Below are 20,393 nucleotides of genomic sequence, written 5' to 3' on the forward strand. Positions count from 1 at the left end.
TGGCGTCCGGCGGCGGGGGTTCCTACGATGTCCCGATGGATCCTGGCTCGCTCGTCGCCGGTCGCTACCGCCTGGAAGAAGAACTCGGCCAGGGCGGGATGGGGGCTGTCTGGCGCGCGGTCGACCTGGAACTGGGCCGCGAGGTGTCGCTCAAGCGGGCGATCGCCGGGAGCGCCGGTCAGATCCGCCGCGAGGCCAGAGTCGGTGCCGGGTTGCTGCACCCCAACGTGGTGGCGGTCTTCGACACTGTCGTCGACGGGGACGCGCAGTGGCTGGTGACCGAGTACGTGCAGGCGATGAGCCTGGACCGGATCATCGAAACCGACGGTCCGGTCCCGGAGTCCCGGGTGCTCGCGATCGGTGCCCAGCTGGCGACCGCTCTGGTCGCGATTCACCAGCGTGGCATCGTGCATCGTGACATCAAGCCGGCCAACGTCCTGGTCACCGAGGACGATGTCGTCAAGCTGACCGATCTCGGGATCGCTCGCTGGACCGAGGTCACGCAGACCGGCGGAGCCCAGCTGACGGGCACGCTGGGCTATGTCCCGCCCGAGGTCGCGAACGGCGCGGAGGCGAACGCGGCCTCCGACGTGTTCTCGCTCGGCGCCACTCTCTACGCGGCCGTCGAGGGCCAGTCGCCCTGGGGTGACGGCGCCGACGGGCCGTTCTCCCAGATCCAGCGCGCGGCGAAGGGTTCGCCCCTGCCTTACCAGCGCGCCCGGCAGATCAGGCGGCTGCTCGATGCCTTGATGGAGCCGAACCCGGCGGATCGTCCCTCGGCAGCGGAGGCCGCCGCGCTGATCCAGGGCGCCGATCTGCCACGCCGCTCGTGGAAACGACGCCTGCGGCCGGTACGACGGGGAGCGATCCTGACCGCGGTCGCCGCGATCGCGGTGGTGAGCGCCGTACTGCTGGCGTGGTTTCTGCCCCGTGGTCCAGAAGCACCCGCAGCCAAGTCGAATCTGATCGGGCTCGGAGCAGATCCGGCGGCGGTCGATCCCTGCGCGGCGATCCCCACGGACGCGCTGCGTGAGTTCGGCGAGGCGTTCGTCGACCCTGAAGTCAGGAACTTCGCCAGCTGCGTCATCTCGAGCACCCTCAAGGACGGCAGTGGCCAGGTGCAGTCCGCCCTCGAGTTCACCGGTCCGGAAGAGTATCCGTCGCGTCCGGTGGTGCCCGGCCAGATGGGCGAGATCGAACGGCCGGACGAGACGGAATCGAACTGCGAGCGCGCCGTCAACCTGCCCGACGGCAACCGCCTCACGATCACGTCGTACCGCATCAAGAACGCGAAGCAGGCGAAGCTGTGTCCGTTCGCGGAATCGCTGATGCAGGACGTGCTGGCGACTTTGTCGAAAGGCCCGCTGCCGCCGCGGCCGGAGCTGCCTGCTGATTCGCTGCTGAACGTCGACGCCTGCACGCTGCTCAACACCGCCGAGGCCAGTCAAGCGATTGGTGAGGCCAGCGATCCACCGGACGCGGACCTCGGTCACTGGGGCTGTACCTGGGACGGAAAGGCGAACGAGGTCAGCGCCGCGTTCACCCGGGAATGGACGATCGAAGATGACGACGACTGGGGTGGGAAGGTCATCAAGGTCGGTGACCGGAACGCGCGCCTGATCCCCGACCCCGACAACAAGGCCGTCTGTACCGCCATGGTGGTTCACTGGCTCTACAAACCGAGGCTGCCGGTGCTGGAAGGCACCGACGAAATGCGTGAAGAGGTGGTTTCCGTTCGGCTGGTCGACAAATCCGCTGCGAGCTCAGCCGCCGTTTGTGCGCGAACCCGAGCAGCGGCCGAGGCCGTCGTACGACGACTGCCGGACGTCCCCTGACCATGGAACCGCGAGCGAAGTTCAACCAGTTCCGGAGTCTTCGGCACGCCCCGGACGAATCGCAGCCGGGGACCTTGAGCGTGCTCACGGTGACGGAGAACCTTGTCATAGCGCCCGCTCCCGAGGCCGAGATCAGCTTCGGGCGCAACCGGCTGGCCGTAGACCTGTGCATCGGGGAGAACGACGTACGGATCAGCCGGGTGCACGGCACGATCACGTACGACGCGGGGAGTTGGTGGCTGCGCAATCACGGCCGGCTTCCGATCCGGGTGTCGAACGCCGTACTGCTCCACAGCGGTGCTGAGCCGCTGCCGCTGGCGGCCGGTTACACGACGCTCTTCCTGCGTGGGAACCGCCACCGAGAGCATCTTCTGGAGGTGCTGATCTCGGACGGCGACGGCCGCGACGCGCAACCTCGGCCGAGCCAGTTGACGGTACCGCCGAAGCGCTGGCGGCTGACCCCGGAAGAACACCTCACACTGACAGTTCTTGCCCAGCGCTACCTGGCCTACGATCTGCAGCCCCTGCCACTGACCAGGCAACAGGCCGCGGCCGAGCTCGCCGACCTGCGCCCCCAGGAGACCTGGACCGCCAAGCGCGTCGAACACATCGTGTCGCGCCTGCGGCAACGACTGTCCGACGCCGGTGTCGCCGGCCTGCGCCGTGACGAGGTCGGCGAACCGGTCGGCCTGACCCTCACGGTCAATCTGATCTGGGAGCTCGTGCAGTCCACGAGCATCGTGCCGATGGACCTGGAGTGGCTCGAATTGGACGGCGACAACCCTCCGCCAGCTTGAGCCGGCATCAGTCCAGCCAATCCAGCAACCAACCTCGATCCGCAGCCTTCACCCCAGCCTGGAATCGGCTGCGCGCGCCGAGCCGATTCATCAGCTGAGCCACCATCCGCCGTACGGTCCGCACGGAGATCCCCAACTGGGCCGCAGCATGCTCATCGGTAGACCCGACCGCCATCAACCGCAGTACTTCCTGCTCCCGCCAGGAGAGCTCGGCCGTCATGACGATGTCTGTCCCGACGAGCGGCACGGCATCACCCCAAACCCGTTCGAAGAAACCGGTCGCCGCCGCGACGACACTGTTCAACCGAAGCACGGCCACGCTGCCGTCGTTGTTGTCCGAGGGCAGCACAGCAGTCTGACCGTCGATGACGAGCGCATTGATCACCGCCCCCGGCGTCGTCCGCACCGCAACGCCAGCCATCGCGAGTGCCCCGAGCCGCCGAGACAACCGCGGAGCAGTCCGCGCACTGTCCGGGAAGATCGCCCGATACCGAACGCCCGGACGAACATCACGCGGCCCGAACGCCGCCCTGGTAGGCGTCAAGGTGCTGATCGAGATGACCTCCTCGCGAGCACCGGCCAGGATGGCGGCAACCCCACTGGTCTGCTGAGCGAACGTCGTGACGGTCATGGTCGTAGTACCCCCAAGAGGTGAGCGTCCCGACCTTTGTACAACCACCCCCTCGGGACCGGTCCCCAACTTCTCGCCGCCCTGGCAGCAACGGGCCAGGACCGTCGCGGGGGTGGATTAGCCGCCCAGAGTGATCCGCATGAACCAACTCAGGTGTCACAGCGGGGGAGTTGCCCTGGCCGTGTTGTGTCTCGCCCTCGGCGCGTGCGGATCGGACACCGGCCCTGCGTCGGCACCGCCGCCGAGTGCGACTCCGACAATTACTCCCACACCCACACCTACTCCTACTCCTGCGCCGACGACTCCCTCGAAGCCGAAGCCGAAGCCGCCACCGGCGAAATGCGTGGGCACCTTCACCCGGGACAACATCAACATGAGCTTGATCGACGGCAGCGCGATCGTCGGCGGATCGTTCACCTGCGGCTCGGACGGCGAGATGTTCACGCCGGTGCAGGTGAAGAACGGCGTACAGATCTTTGTCGGCGAGGCAACAGCAATCGCTCGCTTGGGCAAGCCTGTGGTGATCGGCGGCTACTCCGTTCGCGTCCGGTCCGTGAAGGGCTCGACCACGGTCTTCGAGGTCACGCCACGCTGACCTCTTCCGGCCATGGCCGGAGGCTGCGTACCCTGCGGGCCACGGCAGCCCAGATCCCGTTGACTACTTCGCGGCGCGGGACGTCCAAGGCGGCCGGTGGGGAGGAGTACTCCTATGTCTTTGACCGATAGCTATCTCGCGGCAGCATCCGACCACGGACCCAAGCCAAGCGAACTACGCGCGGCGGCCGAGCCCCGGCTGGATGCCACCGGGTACGGCGGGCGCTGCCTGACCCGCCCGGTGTTCCTGGAGGCGGCCGAACACCGTCGTCTCGCCGAGGATCTGGGCTTGCTGCACCAGGCCCTGACCAGCATCCCGGACCGCCTCTTCGGTGGTGACATCGCCCGATTCGCCCAGGCCGCCGGTCTGGCCGAGGCCCAGGCAGTCGCGGTCAGCCGAGGACGCGGGCCGGCGCCGAGCCGCTTCGGGCGGGCCGACTTGTACCGCGACGAACACGGCTTCTGGCTACTGGAGCTGAACCTCGGGAGTACGGCAGGCGGGGTGGACAACGCCGTACTGAACGAGGCGATGCTCGAGCACCCGTTCATCGCCGACTTCGTCAAGCGCAACGACCTCACCTACACCGAGACGATGGCGCAGGTGGTCAAGACCATCCTGACCGAGGCCAAGGTCCCAACCGGCGTCCGTCCGGTGATGGCGATCGCCGACTTCCCGGACAGCTATCCCGACCTGGCCGTCCAGCTACACCGAAGCGCGGCGGCGCTGGCCCCACTCGGCATCGACGCACTGGCCTGCCCGGTCGACGAACTCGAGTACCGCAACGACCGGATCTGGCACGGCGATCGGGCGATCGACATCGTGTTCCGCCTCTTCATGATCGAGGACCTACTGAAGCCAGGCGCAGTAGAACTGCTAGAGCCGGTACTGCGAGCCAGCGAGCGCGGGCACGTAGCGATCTTCACCCCACTGGACGCGGAACTGTACGGAAGCAAGAGCGCGCTCGCGATCCTCTCCGACGAAGCCAACCGCTCCCGCTTCCGCCCGGAAGAGCAGGAGGCTATCGACCGCCTCGTGCCGTGGACCCGGATGGTCCGCGCCGATCTCGTCACCTACGCCAAGGAGAACCAGTCCGACCTGGTCCTCAAACCAGCCGCCCTCCACGGCGGCGAAGGCGTCCTCCTGGGCTGGCAGACCACCCCCGAAACCTGGTCCGCCCAGCTCGCCGAAGCAGTCGACCAACCATGGGTCCTGCAACGCCGCATCCAACCCCTCCCAGAAGGCTTCCCCACCGACAACGGCACCGAGAACTGGCTCCTCACCTGGGGAGCCTTCCTAGTCCACGACGGCCTCGGCGGCTACTACGTCCGAGGCACCGAAAACCCCGACGGCGGCGTCATCAACCTCACCATGGGCGCCACCGGCACCTGCTGCTTCTACCAGCAGTAAACGCGTCTGGCAGCCCCGGGATCCACGCCCGGGGCAGTCGGCAAAGCTTCAGTGGCTGCGCGCCTCTAGGATCACGCCGCGCAAGAGCCGAGGTGGGTAGCTCATGCGTCCAGCGAGAGCTGCTGGGGCGCATCGCCGGTCTCGATCAGTTCGAGCGGGAATTCGTGGATGGCTTCGATCAGCCGGCTCGAGGCGGCGATCCAGGCCTCGAGCTGCTCCCTGGATGGCTCGCCGGCACGATGTGGGGCGGCGAAGTTGTAGCAAGTTTCTATTTCGGAATCCAGGGCACGGGCGAGCTCTCGGACTCTGCGGGTCGGATGAGCGACGGCCAGTTCGCCTACCTGGGTGAGGACATCCGACGGCCCTTGCAGTACGACGGGGGAGATTGCCTTGGGGGTGTAGGCAACTTCATTCCCGAAACGCAGGGCCCACTCGTTGTACAACCAGGCATGGATGCTCTGAGCGAGTGGGAGATGTACCGACCGGGCGTCGTAGTGCGCCTGCTCAGCTCGAAGCTGTGCTTCGTGCCTGCGTTGGTCGAGGAGGATCGACCGCTGATGCTGTAGGTCCAACAAGTACTGGTCGCGCTGGAAGCTTCGTTGGAGATGGTCGCGCAGCCAGGACAGTAGCTGGTTCGCGAGCCCGGCCGACACGCCGGAGCCTGCTGCGAGAACGATCCAGCCCTGCCAGGTTCCAACCATCAGTTCGACCTCTATCCCCACTTGATTCTTGAGATGTCAGGCACGACTGCTCGCTCCGGTGCTCCCTGCGGCGACAGGGTACGAATGAACTGGATGCGTTCTCCTTGCTCGCCGGAGATCCACGCCCAGTCCTCGAAGCGGGAGGTGTTCAGGAGATCCTTCGCCTGCTCGACAGCCAAGGTCAGAGCGGCCAGGAGGTCAGCGCCGCGGAGCTCGAACACACCTTCGTCCAGCAGCCGCTTCATGCAGGCGTACTTGGCTCGATCCACGATTTCGCGCAGGATCGCACCCGAGATGAAGCGGGAGAACCCGACACGCTCCTTGTGTCCACTCTCGAACGTCACCTCGGCGATCTGCACGGCCGGTGAGTTGTTGTCGTAGATCGCCTTGACCAGTTGGGAGACGATGTCATCGCGGTACCTGCGGATGGCTCCGTCGCCTCTGTCCTGCCCGGGATATGGGAGGTCCATGGTCAAGTACTTTCCCAGGATCTGCCGCGCCGCCTCGGGATCCGGACGCCCGATCTTGATCTTGACGTCCAGCCGGCCCGGCCGCAGGATCGCCGGGTCGATCATGTCCTCGCGGCTGGTGGCGCCGATCACGACCACGTTCTCGAGTCTCTCGACCCCGTCGATCTCGCTGAGCAACTGCGGGACGATGGTGTTCTCGACGTCGGAGGAGACCCCGGAACCGCGGGTGCGGAACAGCGAGTCCATCTCGTCGAAGAACACGATCACCGGTGTCCCTTCGGATGCCTTCTCCCGGGCGCGCTGGAAGATCAGCCTGATGTGCCGCTCGGTCTCCCCGACGTACTTGTTCAGTAGCTCGGGACCCTTGATGTTGAGAAACAACGACGTTCGTTCTTCCATACCGGTCTTCCGGGCCACCATCTTGGCAAGCGAGTTCGCCACCGCTTTCGCGATCAGAGTCTTGCCGCAGCCGGGCGGGCCGTACAGCAGGACACCCTTGGGTGGCGTGACTCCGAGTTGGCGGCAGAGGTCGCGGTGGAGATACGGAAGCTCGATGGCGTCTCGTAGCTGACCGATCTGATCCCGCAGACCGCCGATGTCGTCGTAGCCGACGGCCGGCACCTCCTCGAGGATCAGCTCCGCGACCTCGGACTTCGGAATCTTCTCGTAGACATAGCCGGAGCGCGATTCCAGCAGCAGCGAGTCGCCGGCCCGCAGGACTTGGTCGAGCAGCGGCGAGGCGAGCCGTACGACGCGTTCCTCGTCGGCGTGCGCGATCACCAGCGCACGCTCGCCGTCGGCCAGAACCTCCTTCAGCATCACCACGTCGCCCACGACCTCGAAGTCGCAAGCCTCGACGACGCTGAGCGCTTCATTCAGCATCAACAGTTGGCCGTGCTTCAGCTCGTCGAGGTCGACCGACGGGCTCGCGGCGACGCGGAGCACCCGCCCTCCGGTGAACACGTCCAGTGTGTCGTCGTAGTGGCGGCCGAGGAAGGCGCCGAAGCCGGACGGCGGTTGGGCCAACCGGTCAACTTCCTCCCTCAAGGTAAGGATGCTCTCGCGCGCCTCACGCAGGGCATCGGCGAGCCGCTCGTTCTGCAGCTCCACCTCATGCGCTGAATCGCCTCCAGCGGGCACAGGCATCCCCCTCCCAGCAGCAACCCCACATCGCGCCATGCCCCTCGCGTATCCCCACCAGCACTATGCCGTCATCACTGTCGGTTGCCAAGAGTTGCTCCACACCGGTCGATGATCCTTCGGCGTAACGAGGTCTATCGCCGCGGAGCCCGGGTGCTTACTATTCGTGACCGGGGGAGGGCGATCGAGCTCGGCCTCGGCAAGTACAGGGTGTGGGGGCGGTTCTGCGTGGAGAGATTGCTGTCGAAACCGGTGTGGCAGGGGATCGGGGCGGTGATCGGTGCCGTTGGTGTGGTGATCTCGGTCGCGCAATTGGCGCGGCCGGATGAGGCGGTACTGCCGCCGGTGCAGGAGCCGACCCAGCAGCCATCGAAGCAGACGGGAGGTGTGTCGGTGGAGGGCAACGGCAACTGTGTGAACGTCGGAGACGGGAACAACTGCACTGTGTCGGCGCCGGTCATCACCGAGGATCAGAATTCTCTCGGGGTCTCGCCCACCTGGCCGATGTCGCTGGGGTGCGACGGTGGTACGACGGTCGCCGCGATGAAGGGCGATATCGCGCCGGGGAAGGTCAAGCGCGATCCGCTGAAGGACATCCGGGCGGTGCTGACCAAAGAGCACGGGGCGGCGTACGGGCGTGGGAGTTTGTCGATCAGTCTGACCGCGAAGGTCGGGACCGTCGTCCAGATCGACAACCTGAAACCGATCTTCTACCGCGACAAGGCCACGGTGCAGCCGGAGTGGGTCTACGACCCGATGGGTGGCTGCGGCGGTTCCTTCGCACGTGTCTTCGCGCTCAATCTGGACAACCATGCCTGGAAGGACCTGGGAGTCGTCAGCGACAGCGACACCCCGGAAGGTGGCAAGCCACCCAAGGGCGTTCCGGCCGAGACTCTCGGACCGAGGTTTCACGTGTCCCACGACGATCCGGCGGTGATCGTCATCCGCTCGCAGGCATGTACCGGCTACCACGAATGGGGCGTCGAGCTGACTTACTCGACGGGCGGCCACACCTACACCAAGGTCCTGGGCACCGAGGACGCTCCCTTCCGCAGCGCAGGTACCCCATCCCGCACAACCCCCGTGTGGACCTTCATGGGCGGCGAGGACAACACCCGCCTCAACCTCGGCGACACCACCGAAGCACCGAAATTCTGCTGATGATCCAATCGATTGTTTCCTGACTGACACCGACGCATTGTTTCGGGGTCGTGTAACGGACAGTGCGCAGCGGCCGATAGGCGCTTGTATCAGGGGCTGCCGTTGGCGGCCGGGGGTGGGGGAACTGTGTTGCACGAGTTGGCGCATTTTCGTTGGATAGTTCGCTTCTTGGCTTTCGTTCTGGTGGTAGGGGTACTTACGGCGGAGCCGCCGCCGGCGCAGGCGGTGGGCCCTGGTCTGGTGGTAGGTACACCGATCGCGATGCCCGGTGAGTATGTGAGGTTCAGTGGGAGCCTGGGTGTGAAACAGGCGCGTCCAGTTGTGGTGCAGCGGCACAGCAAGACTTCGACGCGCTGGGTGACCATAGCGACCATCAGCAGTGGTCGTACCGGGGCGTATGGGGCGACCGTGCGGGCGCCTTCGGCCGGGACCTACTACGTGCGGGTGGTCGCGCCTCGGATAGTTGTTCGGGGCAAGGTGTTTCCGGCATTGGTGTCGGCGACGAAGAACTCGGTGGTGGTTGCTCAGACAGCAGCTCTGACGATCCCGACGACGCTCATGAGCGGTCAGTCTGGCACCGCGCTGGTGTCGTTCCGTCCGATCCGGATGGGTCGGACGATCGCATTGCAGGTACTTCGCGGCAACAAGTGGATCAGTGTCGCTACCGGCCGGGAGTCTTCCAGAGGGGCAGCATCCTTCGCGCTCGCTGCCGGCGCACCCGGTACTTATTCCTATCGTGCGTACGCCGCTCCCGCCAACGGGGCCGCGGCGGTCGTGAGCGTGACGAAGCGGCTTGTGGTGACCCCAGCGGCGGTGACGACCGCGCCTGTCGCGGAACCGCTCACTGCTGCCGAGCAGAGCAACCTGTCGGCGTTCGACCCGGCGACCGGAAGCGTCACCTTTGCCGGCGGGCCACTCGCCGGTGTGGCTGTCGGCGACGTGTTGGTGTCGGGACCCACGTCGGCAACGCCCGATGGCCTGCTGCGCAGGGTCCAGAGCATTGCCGCCTCGGCCGGTACGACGACGTACGCGACGCAACCGGCTGCGCTGGCTCAGGTAGTAACGAACGTTCCAGATGCGTTGAGCAGTCTGCCACTGGATGTGGTTGCAGAGCAGGTCACAGCTGTGGACCCGGGGGTGACGATCACTCCGGCGTCTGGCAGGGCGGCGAAGGTTGCACCTCGTACCTTTGTGCAGCCCGACGGCGTGACCTCCGTGGATGCGCCGACGGTGAGCTTTGGGATTGATCTCAGCAAGGAAGTCACTGTGCCCGGCAGCAACGCCAAGGTCACGTTCAAGATGAACGGCCCGATGACCGTGACCCCGCGAGCAGTCTTCCAGTTCGACGCCGACTGGGGGCAGGTCAAACGCGTCGAGATGCGCGCAGGCTTCGGAACAACCAGCAATTTGACGTGGAGCGTCAGCACTCCGGTCGGGACCTCGCTCGCCAACGCTCTGTCGTCTCACTGGTCGTTGCTGACGATCGAGCGTTGGTATGGCGCCTTCATCGGACCGGTGCCGGTCGCAGTGCGGGTCAAGCTCGAGTTGATTGCCGACATCAACGTCAAGGGCCAGTTGAGTCTCAGCTGGAAGAGCGCGACGAACGGCGAGCTCACTGCGGGTCTGCGCGCCACCGCGCCGTCGTTGACGACACCGGTTCCGGTTGTCACGACACCGACGGGCACCTCGAGCGGGCCCTCGCTCAGTCTGAGTGGAAGTGCCGGTGGCACCGTTGGTGGCTCGTTGTCGATGTACCTGTACGGCGTTGCCGGGCCGTCCGGCGAACTCGGGGTCGAAGCCAAGGCGCAAGCATCAATCGGATCGGGCGGCGCCTTGACGTGCTCTGCTTCGCTGGGACCGTATGCCTCGGTGAGTTTGAATGCGTCGTTCGCGGTCCTCGGGTTCACCTGGCAGCATCAGCTCTGGAAGTCGTCGTTGGCACCGTGGCTACGGTGGTCGGCATGTGGCGCACCTCCGCCACCTCCCAAACCCCAGCTGGTTGTGACGCCGAGCTCGGGTATCGCGGGCGATCGCCTGACTTTCGATGCGTCGCCAAGATGCCCAGCGGTGCCGGCTGGGTACTTCCAGATTGTGTCGATCAAGTTCACCGACGCTGCCGGCGTGCCGTTCAATGCGAGCTGGTCGGTGGGAACCGACTCGACCGGCAAGGTGACTCCCACAGGCATCATCACGCCTGTGCAGTCGGAGTTGTTGGAGGATCTCACCGGCCGGTGGTACTTCGGTCGCGAAGACATACCGGTAGGTCGATATACCGTCCACGCCCAGTGCGAGAGACACCCAAATGACGCGCATGACGACGGCAGCGTCACCCAGACCTTCGCGCCGGCCGACTACACCGTGACCGGTCCGTCACAGCGGCTGATCCTGGCACCCGGCGCAGTTGAACCCGGACAGGCCTTCGAGGTTTCCGGTGCCCAACCCTGCCCCTCTGGGACTGTGGGCGTCGAGGTGACCGACTTCGATCACGTCTATGACCCAGTCCCGGTGGACGCCGCGGGAAACTGGACCAGGACGATCACTCTTCCCGGGATGGCGACCGTGCCGTACCTCGAGATCGGAGCATGGTGCATGGCTTCGGCCGACGGATCCATCCGGCGCTCGTACGGTCACGCGACCTTGACCGTCAGCCATCCACTATGACCACGTCCTCACTTGCCGACGTCAGCCTCGTCTCGCGCCGGTCAGACCTCTCGGCCGGACTCCGCAGGCTCGCCCACGGGATGACACGCGGAGGAGATTGCGTCACCCTTGATCACGGACAGTTGCGCGGATGACGCTGAGTGTGTGGGGCGCTGGAGGGGGATACGCGGGTGCTGGATGACGACTTCGATGCGTCGGCATTGCGGAAGACGACGAGCCTGATCGACTTTCTGGCCGACATCACCGACTCGGCGAACCGGGATCCGGTTCGAGACGTGCTGGCGCCGGGGAGCCGGGCACCTGAGCGGGTCCTGTGGCTCGACGAGCGTCCGGCCGGGGTCGAGGTCTCGGCGCACGGAGAGTCCGAGGTACTGCTCCAGGCGCGGCCAGTGCCGATTGTGCCGTTCCCCGCCGTACCTCAAGAGCTGGACGAGTTCGTTGAGCGAACCGGCCGAGGCGATCCGAACGGATCAGTGCCGGCGCTGCAGTTGCCGCCAGCTCACTCCGGCGCCGACCGTGACCAGGCAGAGCTCGATGCGGAGGATGAGGAATCTGCTCGCCGGCAGAGGATCTATCTGGACTGGGGGACGCGCTGGAAGGAATGGGCCGCAGCGGAACGCGTCAGGGCTGTTGCCCGGAAGTTCCACGAAGACCTCGAGCACTCCGCCAAGGCGATGGAACAGCGTGATGACGAGGTCGAGTTCGTCCTGGCTCTCGGCCTGGTGACCTGGCGGTTGCCTGACGGGGACCTGATCCGGCGCCATCTCCTGACGGCTCCGGTGTCGCTGGTCATCGAGCGGTCCGGTGCCGTGCAGGTGCTGGCGCCGTCAGGCCGCCGCCGTCTCGAGGATCGGGAGCTGTTCGAGGGTTTGCCGGAGTATCGCCCCGACCGAGGTAGCGCCGCGAAGGAGGACGTCGTCGATGCGGTCGACGCGTTCTTGAGCGCGGAGACAGTGGATCGGCTCAAGGCGTGGATGGGTCTCGGTGTCAACACTGCATTCGAGGAACGAAACCGGCGGGCTGACGCTGACACCGACAGTTCTGCTGGCTTGTCCTTCGTACCCGCGCCGGCGCTGCTCCTGCGCCCTCGGGGGCGTGAGTTGCTGGCTGAGGCCTATCGCAAGATCGCCGCCGAGTTGCGGGCACCCGCGGTCGACGTCCCTGTGGGCCTGGCCCAGGCCGTTGTCGATACCGAGCCCGCTCAGCGGCACACCTGGCTGTCACGCCAGGGAGCAACGCAGGGCGACGTACTCGGCGACGATCCGCTGTTCCCGTTGCCGGCCAACGACGAGCAGGAACGGGTCCTGCGCATTCTCCGGAGGGAAACGGCGGTTGTCGTCCAGGGGCCACCTGGTACGGGGAAGACACACACGATTGCGAATCTGGTGTCCGCGTTGCTGGCGCGTGGGCAGCGAGTCCTGGTGACCAGTCAGAAGGACCAGGCTCTGCGGGTCCTGCGGGATCGGATTCCGGCAGAGCTGCGCTCCCTCTGCGTGTTGCTCACCGGCGGCAGCAAGGACGCAGCTACAGAGCTGGAGCGCGGCCTGGATGCTTTGTCGACGACGCTGGCGACATCGGACGAGGCGGGGCTGAAGTCGGCGGCTGCACGATTGGCAGGCGAGCGAACCGCACTCATCGACCGCAGCGTCAGCTTGAACCGGCAGATCGCGGAGCTGCGCGATGTCGAACAGCGTCAGTTCGATGCCGTTGCGCCGTGGCTCGATCCGTCCGCCTACCGTGGCTCACTTGCAGAGATAGTCCGACAGGTGAATCGAGCTGCTGACGAGCACTCGTGGATGCCGGACCTGCCGGGTCAGGCGCCTGCGCAGCCACCGCTGTCGCCGGCAGCGTTCACAGAGCTTCGGCTGACCCTGGCCGGTCGTACGACGGCGCGGCGCAGCCGTCCCCAGCAACGGATACCGGCAGCCAACGAGCTGGCTTCCACCGCTGAGCTCGCCGAACTGATCCGGGCTGAACACGCCGCCAAGGAACGTGTCGGGGCCGTCGTGAACCCACTCGCTCACCAACTGGCTGGTCTCTCTGCCGAGGAACTGTCAGCTGTCGCCGACCACCTGAACGCGCTCCTACGAGGCGTGGAGGAAGTCGGCTACTCGTCATCTTCCCTGAGCAAGGGCACCTGGGCTCAGCAGGCGGTCGACGATGCCTTGGCCGACCGCAACGCCGGCCTCTGGGAGCATTTGGTGGCTTCGGCCGACGAGCCGAATCGACTGCTGGCGTCGATCCGCGGACAGAACGGCGATCAGGTTGTCGACTTCCTGCAGCCGATCAACATCCAGACATTGGGGACAGCTCGCGGTTGGCTGAGCTCGGGCAATGCGTTGCTCGGCTACCTGGAGCAGGGCGGCAGCTTCCGCAAGCTCATGCCAAGCTCCCAGCAGAAGGCGGCCCGATCGTTGCTGGATGCTGTCCATGTCGACGGTACCGAGGTTCGGACCGCCGACCAGTTGCGGGCCGTGGTCCGCAGGATCGACGCCGAGGTCGGCGCGCTGCAGCTGGCCCAGCGGTGGACGGAAAGCGGTGTACCAGTCTCCGAGGGGCCGGTCCAGGCAGTGTTGTCCGAGATGGCCGACAACGGAAAGACCCTGGTCGCCATCGTGCAGCTGGGAGTTCTGCGCAACGTGGTCCGGGACCTTCTGCACCGTCAGCGGATTGTTGCTCCGTTGGCTGATTTCGCATCGATCAACGCTGCGCACCAAGCGGCGATCGAGGCTCGATCGGGCATCTTGTCCAGGGCGGCCTCAGCCGCGATCCACCAGCTTCGGGCGCCGCTGGATGCGTTGGTGCGACGTCCGGACGCATGCCCCGAGCTGGCGGGCTTGGTCGCTGCCATCGAAGAACGGAACAGTGAGAAGTACGAGCTCGCGACTGCTGCGATCGAGGTCGCGCGGAATGAGCAGAGCGCGGAGCAGCGGTGCGTCGAGCTCTCCGCCGCATTGCAGGCAGCACATCCTCATCTGCTCGACCTGCTGGAGCGGGATGCTGTCGACCCGGACTGGGATCGGCGGGACAGCGGGGCAGCGTGGGCCTGGGCGTCGGCGAAGCGTTTCATGGTGGCGCATCGCAATGCCGATGTGGAGCGCCGGCTGGCAGCCGAGTTTCGCGAGGTCGAGGATCAGCTCGAGCATGTCACGGCCCAATTGGCCGCAGCAGAAGCCACTAGGACCTGCATTGCGCGGCTGTCGGACGATCAGCAGCGGGCGCTGAGCACCTACCGCACCCACATGTCGAAGATCGGGGCCGGCCACGGTAAGAAGGTTCGCGAAATCCGCCAGGCGGCCCGGGTTGCCATGGACAAGGCACAGGGCGCCGTACCTGCCTGGGTTGTGCCGTTGCCCAACCTTCTGGAGAACCTGCCCGCGGATCGCGATCGCTTCGATGTGGTGATCGTCGACGAAGCAAGCCAGATCGGGATCGAGCACCTCTACCTGCTGTGGATGGCGCCGCGAATCATTGTCGTCGGCGACGACAAGCAATGCACACCTGGTCCCAGCGCCCTCGGCAAGCTGGACGTGGTGTATGAGCGCAATGATGAGTACCTCGCCGACATCGACACCGACATCCGCAGGCTCTACACCCCGAAGTCCAACCTCTACGACGTCCTGTCGGCGCGCTCCGGAAAGGCCGGCCTCATCAGGTTGCGAGAGCACTTCCGGTGCGTACCGGAGATCATCACCTGGTCGTCGAAGCAGTTCTACGAACTAGGCGACAACGGCACCTCCGGTGGGCTGATTCCGTTGCGGGAACGTGAGGCGAACACACTGCCTCCGCTGCAGGTCACAGTTGTTCCCGATGCCCACATCGAGGGCAGCGGCGACCGGCGGAGAAACCGGCTTGAGGCGACCGCGATCGTCGACACGCTCGCTGGGTGCCTGGAGGATCCGGCCTACGCGGGCAAGAGCTTTGGAATCGTGGTCCTCCAGTCGGTCAAGGGACACCTGCAGCTCATCGAGCGCCTGATCAACGAGCGGATTGCCGCGGATGTCCGTCAGGAACGACAGATCAGGATCGGTACCGCACCCGACTTTCAGGGCGACGAGCGAGACATCGTCTTCTTGTCGATGGTGGTGGCCGAGACGCCGGCGAAGGCAACCGCGGAGAACTACCGTCAGTCCTACAACGTGGCCGCGAGCCGCGCCAAGGACCAGCTGTGGTTGTTCAGCTCGGTCGCCCTCGAGGACCTCAAGCCGGGAGACCTGCGTACGTCGCTGATGTCGTACATGCTGCAGCCGCCGTCCTCGTTCGGGGTGTCACCGCAGGTGGAAGAGGTCTCCGAGACCACCCGGGTGAGGCCGTTCGAGAGTCTCTTCGAACAGCGGGTGTTCCGCGAGATCCGCGGTCGCGGCTACCACGTCGTACCGCAGTACCCGATCGGCTCGCGCCGGATCGATTTGGTTGTCGTAGGCGACGGTTCGCGGATCGCGATCGAGTGCGACGGACACCGGTGGCACACCAGCGCGCAGGATCAGGAGAACGACGCACGTCGCGACCGGGAGCTCGGCCGGATGAGGTGGCGGACGGTTCGGATCCGGGAGAGCGAGTTCGAGTTCGACCGCGATCACGAGCTCGCTCCCTTGTGGCAGCTCCTCGAGGACCAGGGGATTCGGCCTCAGGCGGTGGAGACGCCCAGTGCAGACTGGAGTCCCGTCGAGCTCGACGACGAGATGGCAGAGGCGTGACATGACGAACGACGACCCGTTCGACCTTGATGACAACATCCTCCGGGGCATCGCGGATCTGATTTGCGGCGATGACCTGACGCCGCACTACCGGCGGGCCTTCGAGATCGAGAAGTTCTTCAAGGCAGCCGGCCTTCCCGTGGGTGAGTTCGAGGGGTATCGCCGCGAATGGACACTCGAACAGCTGAAACGGTGGGGAGATGACCCGGACGCGATGCGTCGAGTCGTCCGGAGACTGGCTGATCCGCGTGAGTACATCGGTGATGACGAAGCCCTGACTGGTGTAGTAGCGGAGCTGAACAAGCTTCTCGCACTGGAAGGCTTTCGAGTCGTGCATGAAGGCGGGAGGCCCGTCATCATCGCGGGCTCCCAGGTCATGGATCGCATCAATGCTCCAAGCGTCGCCGACCTGTCGGTCAGCATCGCCGAGATCGTCCAGGACGAGGCCTTCGGCCGTCAGCTCCGGCACCGGCTCGACGAAGCATTCGCTTGCTGGCGATCCGGCGCCCCGACGGCCGCATTGATCATGCTCGGCAGCCTTCTGGAAGGGGTCCTGTACGACGTCGCACTGCACAGCATGGAGTCAACACCGAGCGACAACCTGCAGGCTCTGATCACCAAGGCCCGCGACGAGCGGTGGATCGCGAAGGACGTGGCCGAGTACGCCGACGTACTGCGCAACCACCGCAACTTGGTCCACCCACGCAAGCAGTGGAAGCAAGAGTACGAGCCGGAGGACGACAGCGTCCGGATCGCCTGGAACGTCGTAGTCGCCGCGCTCAATGATCTTGCCGCCCATCGGGCGACACAGGCGGACGACCAGATCACGCGATGACGAGGCCGCGGTTCTAGGTCCGCACCAAGAGGATGACCTCGGATGCGAGCGTCGGATCGGAGCGCCGTGCGTCGACGGAGGTGAGGCTGCTGTGGATGCCTCGTGTCTTCGCTGCGATCTGGCTGTCCGTGAACTTGTCGGCTACACCGATCACGGCCAAGAGCCCAAGACGGATCGCGGAGTTCATCGGAGTCGAGTCGCTTGGATTGTGCGGGGCTGTGTCGAGCAGACCTGCGATCAGTGCTGTGACGCGTCGAGCCAGGAACCGCCAGCTCTCCTCATCGGTGCCAGGGTCTGCTCCTGGGCCGTACGGTGCTGTGGCGTCGGAACTTCTCCAAGCTGCGGTGGGCAGCAGGGATTGCACCTCGTGCAAGGTGCGCGTTATCTGCTCGGGGATCGTCGGCGTCACCTCTGCCGAAGGTGAGCACAGCCCAGCCAGGAATGTGTCGAAGTGATTCGTGGTCTGGCGTTGGCGGCCCTTGGCGCGGCTGGGTTCCCAGACGGACAGCAGGAGGGTCAGGCCGACGGCAGTGAGCTCGAAGGTGTCAGGTGAGGCGGCGGCTTCGGGCCAGGCGATGATGGTCTCTCCGCCGTTGTCGCTCGATGCCAGCCTGTTCGGTGCCTTCAGGTTTCGGACGAGCAGCGAGAGTTCGTCCGTCTGCAGTGAGTGGGAAAGGACGATGTCGAGAGCTTGGCCGAGTGCACGCTCGAAGGAGGGATCTTGCCCGACTGCGAGCCGGAGGTTCTGGACGAAGTTCGTCGCGATCGAGAGATGCTTGACCGCGGTGAGGTCCCGCGCCAGGACGAGCATCCTGTCTGCCCGCCAGTTCACGCTGCCCATCTCCATGTAGCCGCCGGTGCTTCGTGCCAACGCTCGATCGACGTGAGTCGGCTTCTTCACCAGTGCTGGGGATACGCTGCCTTCCAATCGCTGGATTCTCCTGATGGTCGTTCCGAAGTCCCGGGCGCGGGCCCGGTCCGGATTTCGTTCCAGGCTGAGGCTCAGGACGAACGGGAGGACGCCGGCCACGGAGGCGACATCGCGTCGGATGCCGTCTTCGAGACGGTCGGGACTCGCGACGAAGGGGTGCGGGATGCTGCGTGGGACGAAGAGGTGTGGACCCGTGTAGCCATTGGTGGTAGCCGGCACGGCGGCCGGCTCGCCGGTACCCGAAGGATCGTCCCCCGGCGCTGGGTCGGCGTACCAGATGGTGTATCGCTGGAGATCGACGACGACTTCGGTCATCGGGTCGGCCAGTTCCCGGCGGGTCGGCAGCCGGTAGGCCGTCCCGTCGTCGAACAGACTGTTGATCCAGGCAACGACCTTCTCGACCTGCGCGGCCGGTACGCCGACAGCGGCCACAGCGTCGTCATGCGTGTTCGGTTGACCGGTTCGGGATGCGTCGACCGATGGATCGCCGGACAGTTCGGCATACAGTCGATACAGGGACTGCGGCATGGGGTTTGCACAGGCCACGGCGTCATTGCTGAGTGTGACCGTATAGCGGAGACTTCTGGAAGTCCGTACGGCGGCCATCAGCTGCCGGTGCGCGGCGCGAGCTGTGGCTTCGTTGTCCGGTGGTTCGGCGTAGAGCAACGCGTCGAGGCGTTGCCGCAGTTCGCCGTCCACCTCGCGTGCCTCCTCCGCACAGTCATATGCGAGGGCGAGCGCGTCCACGGAGCCCGAAGCCAAACAGGCGGCGACAACCGGCGAGGCGTCCGCATCGGCTGCCCAGAGCAGGATCGTCTCCCGCCACCAGGCGTTGTCCACGACGGCCGGCAGGGTGGTTCCGTCGAGATGGTCCCGGATTTCGGTCGCGGCCAGGTACTCCTGCAGGGTTTGATGTGCGAAGGCGTACGTGCCGACTTCCCGTTCGATGAAGAGGCCGCTTTTGGTCAGCGCATCGAGGAACTCGTCGGGCTGCGGGCCGCGTGGGATGCGGGCGAGTGACGGTCCGATGAGCTCGCTCGCCGTGCTCAGCCGGATGTCACGGACTTCTCGGGACATCATGGCCATCGCGAGTTGGCGGACTACCTTCGCTCGCTGCTCGGTCTTGAGTCCAGTACCGAGCTGGATGTTCTTGGCTTCTTGCCGCCGATGCAGCAGCAGATCGCACATCTCGCCGTACAGTGCCGCGCGGCTGCCGGGCAGCGCCCCGCGATACTTGTGGACGTTCGCGATCATCGTGAGCAACATCGGGTTGGCGGCCAGATCGTACAAGGCGGGTTGCGACCGCATCCGCCGGAGCAGGTCGTCTGCGGAGGCGGTGGCGATGTCGCGGGTGTGTTCGTCGTCGGTGTCCCTGCTGCGGCTCTCGATCGCGAGGTACCAGGCATGAACGAATTTGAAGATCTGGTCGCTGGTGAACCGGCGGACCTGGAGTATGTCCGCTCCGCTCACCGGATTCGCGTGGTACCCGTACGGCCGTGAGGTCAGGATGAAATGATTCTCCGGGTACCGGGTGACTTGCTGGCGGACCCATTGTGACGTCAGTTGCCGGTGGTCTTCGACTGCCACCTCGTCGAGTCCGTCGAGCATCACCACACACCGTCCGCGCTCGAGGCAGCGCTCGAACCAGTCGGCTGTCACCATGCCTTTGAGCCAGGTGACGTCGGCGAGCAACTGGGGAACGGTGACGCCGGGGTTGCTGACGATCTCTTGGACGTGATCTCGCAAATACAGGAGGAGGGGCAACGATCTCCTGCCGCGTCGTCGTTCTCCCAGCATCATCGCGGTCCGGCGCAGAAGGGTTGTTTTCCCGGATCCGGGACCCCCGATGATGGCGTAGACACTGGGTTCCTTGGTGCTGAGGAATGAGTCGAGTGACCGGCGTTCACCGCCTTGGATCTCGCGGCCGACGAAGGGGGCATGGGCGGTTGAGGGCGAGGACGCCAGGCTGACGTCGACGTACACCTGCCGCAGCCGCAGTGAGAACTCGCCTTGTGTCGTCATTCCGAGCAGTTCGATGTCCCGCACGCTGGCGAGCAACTGGTCGAGGTAGCGGGACCGATAGCTGTTCACGATCGCGCTGAATCGGCGGTCGACGGCTGCCGCCGCGCGTGGAATCCAGAGGTCCGTGACCTCGCGGCCAAGTCGGAGTAGTACGCGGACAACCCCGACGAATATCCAGTAGAAGATCAGCACCAGGATGCTGAGCAAGACATTGTCGCGGATCTTCTCCGACAACCAACCGCTGAGGACTGCGGGCGGACCCACGGCCATGATGGCCGTGAGAAGTTTGGTTGTTACCGTGCTTGGTGCGGAACTGCTTTGCCGGCTGTCGTTCGCCACGTGACCTACCACGCCCCTCGTGCTGAAGCAGGGACCATACTGCAGGCAGTCGTTTCAATGTTAGGGGTCGCCGCAGCGACAGCGAGGTCTTAACCGAACTCCGAGCCCAGTCAAGAGGCGGGCAGACCGGCGATGGACAAGCGGTAGCCCTCGCCGTCGAGGCTCTGATGT

At 65.5% G+C, this 20,393-nt stretch carries 12 protein-coding genes; 8 read left to right on the forward strand and 4 right to left on the reverse strand.

All coding sequences use genetic code 11. The annotated features are described in order from the left end of the window. Positions 1-35: 35 nt before the first annotated feature. Together ABD231_RS39155 and ABD231_RS39160 are read left to right on the forward strand one after the other, a co-directional pair. Positions 36-1,835, forward strand: a complete 1,800-nt coding sequence (locus ABD231_RS39155) for a serine/threonine-protein kinase (protein WP_344164495.1) — start codon at positions 36-38, stop codon at positions 1,833-1,835. A gap of 89 nt (positions 1,836-1,924) precedes the next feature. After that, positions 1,925-2,632 carry an FHA domain-containing protein gene (locus ABD231_RS39160; protein WP_344164498.1) on the forward strand — a complete coding sequence of 236 codons (708 nt, stop codon included), beginning with the start codon at positions 1,925-1,927 and terminating at the stop codon, positions 2,630-2,632. Between the two features lie 7 nt (positions 2,633-2,639). Here ABD231_RS39160 and ABD231_RS39165 read toward each other — a convergent pair whose 3' ends face one another. Then, positions 2,640-3,263 (reverse strand): helix-turn-helix transcriptional regulator, encoded by a 624-nt coding sequence (locus ABD231_RS39165; protein ID WP_344164501.1) that lies wholly within the window; start codon positions 3,261-3,263, stop codon positions 2,640-2,642. Between the two features lie 139 nt (positions 3,264-3,402). Between ABD231_RS39165 and ABD231_RS39170 the strand changes: the two genes are divergently transcribed. Continuing rightward, positions 3,403-3,858: a hypothetical protein gene (locus ABD231_RS39170; protein WP_344164504.1), complete on the forward strand. Its 456-nt coding sequence runs from the start codon at positions 3,403-3,405 to the stop codon at positions 3,856-3,858. Between the two features lie 114 nt (positions 3,859-3,972). Continuing rightward, the gene (locus tag ABD231_RS39175) at positions 3,973-5,265 is read left to right on the forward strand and encodes a hypothetical protein (protein ID WP_344164507.1); all 1,293 of its coding nucleotides are present in this window, start codon (positions 3,973-3,975) and stop codon (positions 5,263-5,265) included. A 101-nt stretch (positions 5,266-5,366) separates the two neighbouring features. On the opposite strand, the gene ABD231_RS39180 is transcribed toward ABD231_RS39175, so the two are convergent. Continuing rightward, positions 5,367-5,966, reverse strand: a complete 600-nt coding sequence (locus tag ABD231_RS39180; protein ID WP_344164510.1) for a hypothetical protein — start codon at positions 5,964-5,966, stop codon at positions 5,367-5,369. A gap of 11 nt (positions 5,967-5,977) precedes the next feature. Continuing rightward, the gene (gene arc, locus ABD231_RS39185; RefSeq protein WP_344164513.1) at positions 5,978-7,582 is read right to left on the reverse strand and encodes a proteasome ATPase; all 1,605 of its coding nucleotides are present in this window, start codon (positions 7,580-7,582) and stop codon (positions 5,978-5,980) included. A 147-nt stretch (positions 7,583-7,729) separates the two neighbouring features. On the opposite strand from arc, the gene ABD231_RS39190 reads away from it, so the two are divergent. The 4 genes from ABD231_RS39190 (at position 7,730) to ABD231_RS39205 (ending at position 16,930) form a co-directional block, all read left to right on the forward strand. Continuing rightward, positions 7,730-8,737: a hypothetical protein gene (locus tag ABD231_RS39190; protein WP_344164516.1), complete on the forward strand. Its 1,008-nt coding sequence runs from the start codon at positions 7,730-7,732 to the stop codon at positions 8,735-8,737. 300 nt (positions 8,738-9,037) lie between these two features. Next, entirely contained in the window at positions 9,038-11,398 is a 2,361-nt protein-coding gene (locus tag ABD231_RS39195) for a hypothetical protein (RefSeq protein ID WP_344164518.1), read from the forward strand. 170 nt (positions 11,399-11,568) lie between these two features. Beyond that, positions 11,569-16,095 carry an AAA domain-containing protein gene (locus tag ABD231_RS39200; RefSeq protein ID WP_344164521.1) on the forward strand — a complete coding sequence of 1,509 codons (4,527 nt, stop codon included), beginning with the start codon at positions 11,569-11,571 and terminating at the stop codon, positions 16,093-16,095. A gap of 1 nt (position 16,096) precedes the next feature. Then, entirely contained in the window at positions 16,097-16,930 is an 834-nt protein-coding gene (locus ABD231_RS39205; RefSeq protein WP_344164524.1) for a DUF4145 domain-containing protein, read from the forward strand. 13 nt (positions 16,931-16,943) lie between these two features. Here the strand turns inward: ABD231_RS39205 and ABD231_RS39210 are convergent, their stop codons facing one another. Then, complete coding sequence (locus tag ABD231_RS39210; protein WP_344164527.1) at positions 16,944-20,153, reverse strand: NACHT domain-containing protein; 3,210 nt, start codon at positions 20,151-20,153, stop codon at positions 16,944-16,946. Positions 20,154-20,393 lie beyond the last annotated feature (240 nt).

The sequence above is a fragment of the Kribbella yunnanensis genome (assembly GCF_039529655.1).
In the GTDB taxonomy this organism is placed as follows: Bacteria; Actinomycetota; Actinomycetes; order Propionibacteriales; family Kribbellaceae; genus Kribbella; species Kribbella yunnanensis.